This window comes from Vulcanibacillus modesticaldus (assembly GCF_001730235.1).
Lineage (GTDB): Bacteria > Bacillota > Bacilli > Tepidibacillales > Tepidibacillaceae > Vulcanibacillus > Vulcanibacillus modesticaldus.
Window position 1 is genome coordinate 1 of the sequence record NZ_MIJF01000055.1, and the last position, 5,117, is coordinate 5,117.

Below are 5,117 nucleotides of genomic sequence, written 5' to 3' on the forward strand. Positions count from 1 at the left end.
CCCAGTCTTACAGGCAGGTTGCCCACGTGTTACTCACCCGTCCGCCGCTAAGTTTATTAGGAGCAAGCTCCCATAAACTTCGCTCGACTTGCATGTATTAGGCACGCCGCCAGCGTTCGTCCTGAGCCAGGATCAAACTCTCCATAAAAAGTTTGAGTTAGCTCTCTTTGACTTTGGTCCCACAATTCCTTGTGGCACGCTTGGCTTGTTACACTGTTCAGTTTTCAAAGAGCAATTTCAGCGACATTTGTTATCTTATCATATCTCGCTGCTTGTTGTCAATACTTTTTTTGATTTTTAAAAGTCATCTTACCCAGTTGACAACTTCTCTTTAACATTTCTCTTTATCTTGTTTCGCTCAATTTCTTTGTGAAGCGACATGACATATAGTACCATCTTTTTGCGTGTTATGTCAACTGTTTTTTACTTTTATTTTATTGCTAATCCAATTTAGCCTCCTGCTGACATTTACTACATATACCATAAAATTCTACCCTATGACCATCAATGATAAATCCTTTTTCTTTTTCTGCTAAACTCTCCATATCAGATAAACAAGGTGAAATAAAATCCTCGATATGGCCACATTTTCTACAAACAACATGATAATGTTCTTCATGCTTCACTTCAAAACGACTTGAATCGTCACCAAATAAAAGTTCTTCGATCAATCCCACCTCTAAAAATACTTTTAGATTATTGTAAACTGTAGCTACACTCATGTTTGGAAAGTCTTTTTCTAAAGCTCTGTATATTTCATCAGCAGTAGGATGTGATTTTGACTTGAACAGATAGGCTAAAATCGCGTGGCGCTGAGGAGTCATCCTTACCCCACTATCCTTTAATTTTTCTAAGGCTTCCTTTAAACCATCGCTTGACATTTTCATTCTCTCCCTTCATACACAAATCAAACTTTTATCTCAAAATTATTTTTCCCATAACAACAATGAGGTTTTAAAGAACAAGTTTGACATTTAGGCTTCCTAGCTGAACAGACCCTTCTTCCATGCCATATCAACCAATGATGAGCATTTACCCATAAATATTTCGGTATCTTCTCCATAAGTTGTCTTTCTACCTCTGATACTTTATCACTATCAGCTAACCCTATTCGATTTGACACTCTAAACACATGGGTATCTACTGCAATTGTAGGTACACCAAAAGCATTGCTCAACACAACATTTGCCGTTTTTCTTCCAACACCGGGTAATGATTCTAAGTCTTCTCGTTTTCTTGGAACTTGCCCGTCGAATTTTTCAACCAAGATCTTGGAAGTTTTCAAAATGTTTCTGCTTTTTGATCTATATAATCCTATCTGTTTAATTTCTTCTTCTAGATCCCCTTGAGACAACTTTAGGAAATCAGCAGGGGTTTTATATTTCTTAAAAAGGGTTGGTGTAATCTGGTTTACTTTTTTATCCGTTGATTGGGCAGATAAAATAGTTGCTATTAATAGCTCAAAAGGATTACTAAATAATAGTTCACATTTTGCCTCAGGATATAACTTTGCGAAAATTTTTAATATCTCATCTATATTAACGTTACACTCAATATCCATACTTTTCTCCTTATATATCTGAGATAATCCATTAATCAATATTTAATGTTAAAAAAAAGTCGTATTTTTATAATATCAATTATTACTTTATCTTGTAAATGTTTGGTTAAATTTCAACTGTAAAAAAATAGAGTACTAGGTTAACACTAGTACTCCGCTTTTACTTATTAAGGTTGGCGATTCGCTCCTCTTTCTTCTGGGGTTCCAGTATTTTGAGTTACTGACATCGCTGGCGCCTCCTGCTGTTGCTGTTGTTGTAATTGGTTTTGTTGTTTTTTGTTCTTCTTAGGCATCACTATCCCCCCTTTCCACTCAAGAGATAGTATGTCCTATTGGAATACGAAAATTCTTCAAAATCTTTGGAAATTAATGGTTGGTTGGCTTAAATTCCAATTCGTTTTGTTGTAATTGATAATTTACCCATCTAGCAGCGGTAAATAAAAAGTCAGAACAGCGATTTAAATATGCTTTAACTATTACATTCTCATTTGATATTGCTAGACGCTCCGCTCTTCTTATTATTGTTCTTGCCACGTGGAGAATAGCCCCAATTTCTGAACCTCCGGGTAATATAAAATTCTGTAGTTTGGGCAATTCAATTTCTAATTCATCAATATTTTTCTCTAATTTAGTTATCTGAGTTATTTTCAAAGGCCAATAAACCCTTTCTCCTTTTGGAGTTGAAACTTCTGCACCAACGTGAAAGAGATCACCTTGAACATCTATCAACATCTTCTTAATTTTCTCCAATGATTGGTGATTAATCTTGGCTACTGCTAAACCGATCATTGAATTTGCCTCGTCTATGGTGCCATATGTTTCTACAATGATGTCGTCCTTTCTGACTCGTTTACCACCTGTCAATGAAGTGTATCCCTTATCCCCAGTTTTTGTATATATTTTACTCAATGCACTTCCTCCCTTTTTGTCAATACAGCTTATTTTCTAAATCCTCCTAATCAATTTATTCCATTAATAACCTTTGTCTAAATCAATTAAATTTTCCATAGTTGAGTAATTATCTTCTATGTACTTGTTTAAATTATTAATAAAAATCTCTAGTGCTCTTTCCATGTATTTAGGTGATCTTCCAGAAAGATGTGGTGTAATAAAGCAATTCTCTAAAGACCACAATGGGTGGTCAGTTGGTAACGGTTCTTCTGAAAAAACATCCAAAACAGCCCCGGCAATTTCCCCGTTTTCTAAGGCATTTATTATGGCTAACTCATCAATCACATCTCCTCTAGAAATGTTGATAAAATACGCTGTATTTTTCATCGCCTTAAATTCCTGTTCACCAATCAAATGGTATGTTTTCTCTGTTAAAGGAACAATCACCACTACATAATCACTCTCGGCCAATAAGTCATGTAACTGTTCATGTTTAAAAACTTGGTCGACATTAGGCACATATTTACCATCAGTATTCATTCCGATAACTTTCATGTCAAATGCTTTAGCTTTTTCTGCGATCCCTTTACCAATGGAACCTAAACCGATTATTCCCAGAGTTTTGCCGTTTATTTCTGAGACCCTGATCGTACGATCCCATTTTTTAGCCAATTGATTTTTATAAATATCTATAGTTTTTCTGGCTAATTGTAAAATCACTCCCATTGTGTATTCAGACATCGGAATATGATGTATCCCCCTAGCATTTGTCAATACAATCCCTTTTTCTTTAAGAACCTTGAATGGGATTTTATTCAAACCTGCACTAAGTACATGAATCCATTTTAAATGGATGCAATTTTTCATTATCTCTTCAGTTAGATCTTCTCCATAAGTTATTAATACATCGGCTGAACTTAATTCATCAAAAGCCTGATCGATATTATCAAAAAAGTAAAAATCAACTTCAGGATATTTTTCTCTTAGATTAAGTTGATGTTTTTCACTCATTTTAGCAGAAGAAACAATTTTCATCATATCAACTCCTAATAACTATACTATTTTTATATTTCTGAAATTATCTGAAAAATCCTCTAGAACAAAAATGCTAACGCACTTTAAAGGCAACAGAATAAGGTGAGCAGTTTACAAAAAAAATCACCCTTAAGGGTGACGGGATAATTTAAACAACTATAAATAATTTTATTGGGTCTTTAAATATTCTAAAGCATTTTCAACATGACCTTTTACTTTTACTTTCCTATATGTCTTCATTATCTTTCCTTCTTTATCTATAATGAACGTTGATCGTTCTATACCCATATATTCTCTGCCATACATTTTCTTCAATACCCAAACATCATATTTCTTGGCAACTTCATGATCTTCATCAGATAACAATAAAAAAGGAAGCTGGTATTTAGAAATGAATTTCTCATGGGATTTCAACGGATCAGGACTAACCCCAAGAATAACCGCATCTAAGTTTGAAAAATCTTGATAATAATCTCTGAAGTCACAAGCCTCTGTTGTGCATCCAGGAGTATTATCTTTAGGATAAAAATAAAGAACAACGTATTTCCCTCTGAAATCATGAAGACTTACGTTTTGTCCATTGCTAGCAGGTAATGTAAAATCTGGAGCTATGTCACCTATTGAAAAAATCTCTGGTCTCTTAGCCAAACAAATCACTCCTTCCTACTAACATAAGTTTATCAAGCCAAATACCTCAAAGCAAATTTGAGTAGCACTTCTCTACACTTCAATAAAAAAAGAAGTCACAGAAGTGACTTTTTTTTTAATATTATACGAATAAAAGATATTTAGTTTATTTTTAAACGCGGTTTTAAAGAACTATAAATTGGTACCATTAGGGTGGTAATTATGATTCCCTTTATTATATTGAAAGGGCCGATACCCGAAATTATAAGTATTAATTTTTCCGATGCCGTTGTAGAATAATTTAGCATTTTTTCATAAAATGGTAAAATTAAATAATAATTAGCGATGGACATAACAATAGCCATACTTATACTTCCTAAAATAAGTCCTAAGATTAATCCACCTTTCGTTGATTTCTTCTTATAAACTAATGTAGTACCTAAAATTAGAATTGTACCAGCCAAGAAATTTGCCATTTGCCCAATCGGAATTCCTGTTTCACTTCCTTTAATGATAAAGTGGAGAGTATTTTTAAGAAACTCAACCATAATACCTGCACTCGGACCAAACATGATAGCTATTAATAAAGCTGGTATTTCACTAAAATCAATTTTTAAAAAAGGTGGCATAAATGGTAAAGGAAAATCAAAATACTGAATGATGAAGGCAATTGCTGACATTACTGAAATTAATATTGCTTGATTTAATGATTTTTTTCTTTTCATTGATCATATTCTCCCCTCATTAATAAATGACGTATTGTCAAAAGTTTTATAGATTATTGTGTCAAAAACCTTGTTGTTATTGAAAAATTTATATTAAGGTATTGCCACCCCCTCAATTTAAGGGTAATTTTTAGTTGACCATTCAAAAAATTACTCAAACAAAGGAGGCGGCAAACTTGATGTCTAAAGTTATTTCTTTGTTGCTACTATACATTGAGGTTCAAAATAAAATCATTGTTTATTTGATGGGGGCATTGCTTGGTAAGAATTCTCTTCGT

The 5,117-nt window shown here is 33.5% G+C and carries 7 protein-coding genes and 1 rRNA gene; all 8 read right to left on the reverse strand.

What is annotated here, in order from left to right; translation table 11 throughout:
• Window positions 1–148, reverse strand: a 16S ribosomal RNA gene (locus BHF71_RS08975); the annotation flags it as partial.
• Window positions 149–440: 292 nt separating this feature from the next.
• Entirely contained in the window at window positions 441–881 is a 441-nt protein-coding gene (locus tag BHF71_RS08980; RefSeq protein WP_141705379.1) for a Fur family transcriptional regulator, read from the reverse strand.
• 26 nt (window positions 882–907) lie between these two features.
• Entirely contained in the window at window positions 908–1,561 is a 654-nt protein-coding gene (gene nth / locus BHF71_RS08985; RefSeq protein ID WP_069657324.1) for an endonuclease III, read from the reverse strand.
• Between the two features lie 167 nt (window positions 1,562–1,728).
• Window positions 1,729–1,854: a hypothetical protein gene (locus BHF71_RS12505; protein WP_281179278.1), complete on the reverse strand. Its 126-nt coding sequence runs from the start codon at window positions 1,852–1,854 to the stop codon at window positions 1,729–1,731.
• Between the two features lie 73 nt (window positions 1,855–1,927).
• A complete protein-coding gene (locus BHF71_RS08990) occupies window positions 1,928–2,470 on the reverse strand; it encodes a cob(I)yrinic acid a,c-diamide adenosyltransferase (protein ID WP_069657325.1) in 543 nt (180 codons plus the stop codon).
• A 63-nt stretch (window positions 2,471–2,533) separates the two neighbouring features.
• The gene (locus BHF71_RS08995; protein ID WP_069657326.1) at window positions 2,534–3,487 is read right to left on the reverse strand and encodes a D-2-hydroxyacid dehydrogenase; all 954 of its coding nucleotides are present in this window, start codon (window positions 3,485–3,487) and stop codon (window positions 2,534–2,536) included.
• Between the two features lie 168 nt (window positions 3,488–3,655).
• Window positions 3,656–4,135 (reverse strand): thioredoxin-dependent thiol peroxidase, encoded by a 480-nt coding sequence (bcp, locus tag BHF71_RS09000; protein WP_245683850.1) that lies wholly within the window; start codon window positions 4,133–4,135, stop codon window positions 3,656–3,658.
• A 140-nt stretch (window positions 4,136–4,275) separates the two neighbouring features.
• The gene (locus tag BHF71_RS09005) at window positions 4,276–4,839 is read right to left on the reverse strand and encodes an ECF transporter S component (protein ID WP_069657327.1); all 564 of its coding nucleotides are present in this window, start codon (window positions 4,837–4,839) and stop codon (window positions 4,276–4,278) included.
• Window positions 4,840–5,117: the final 278 nt, after the last annotated feature.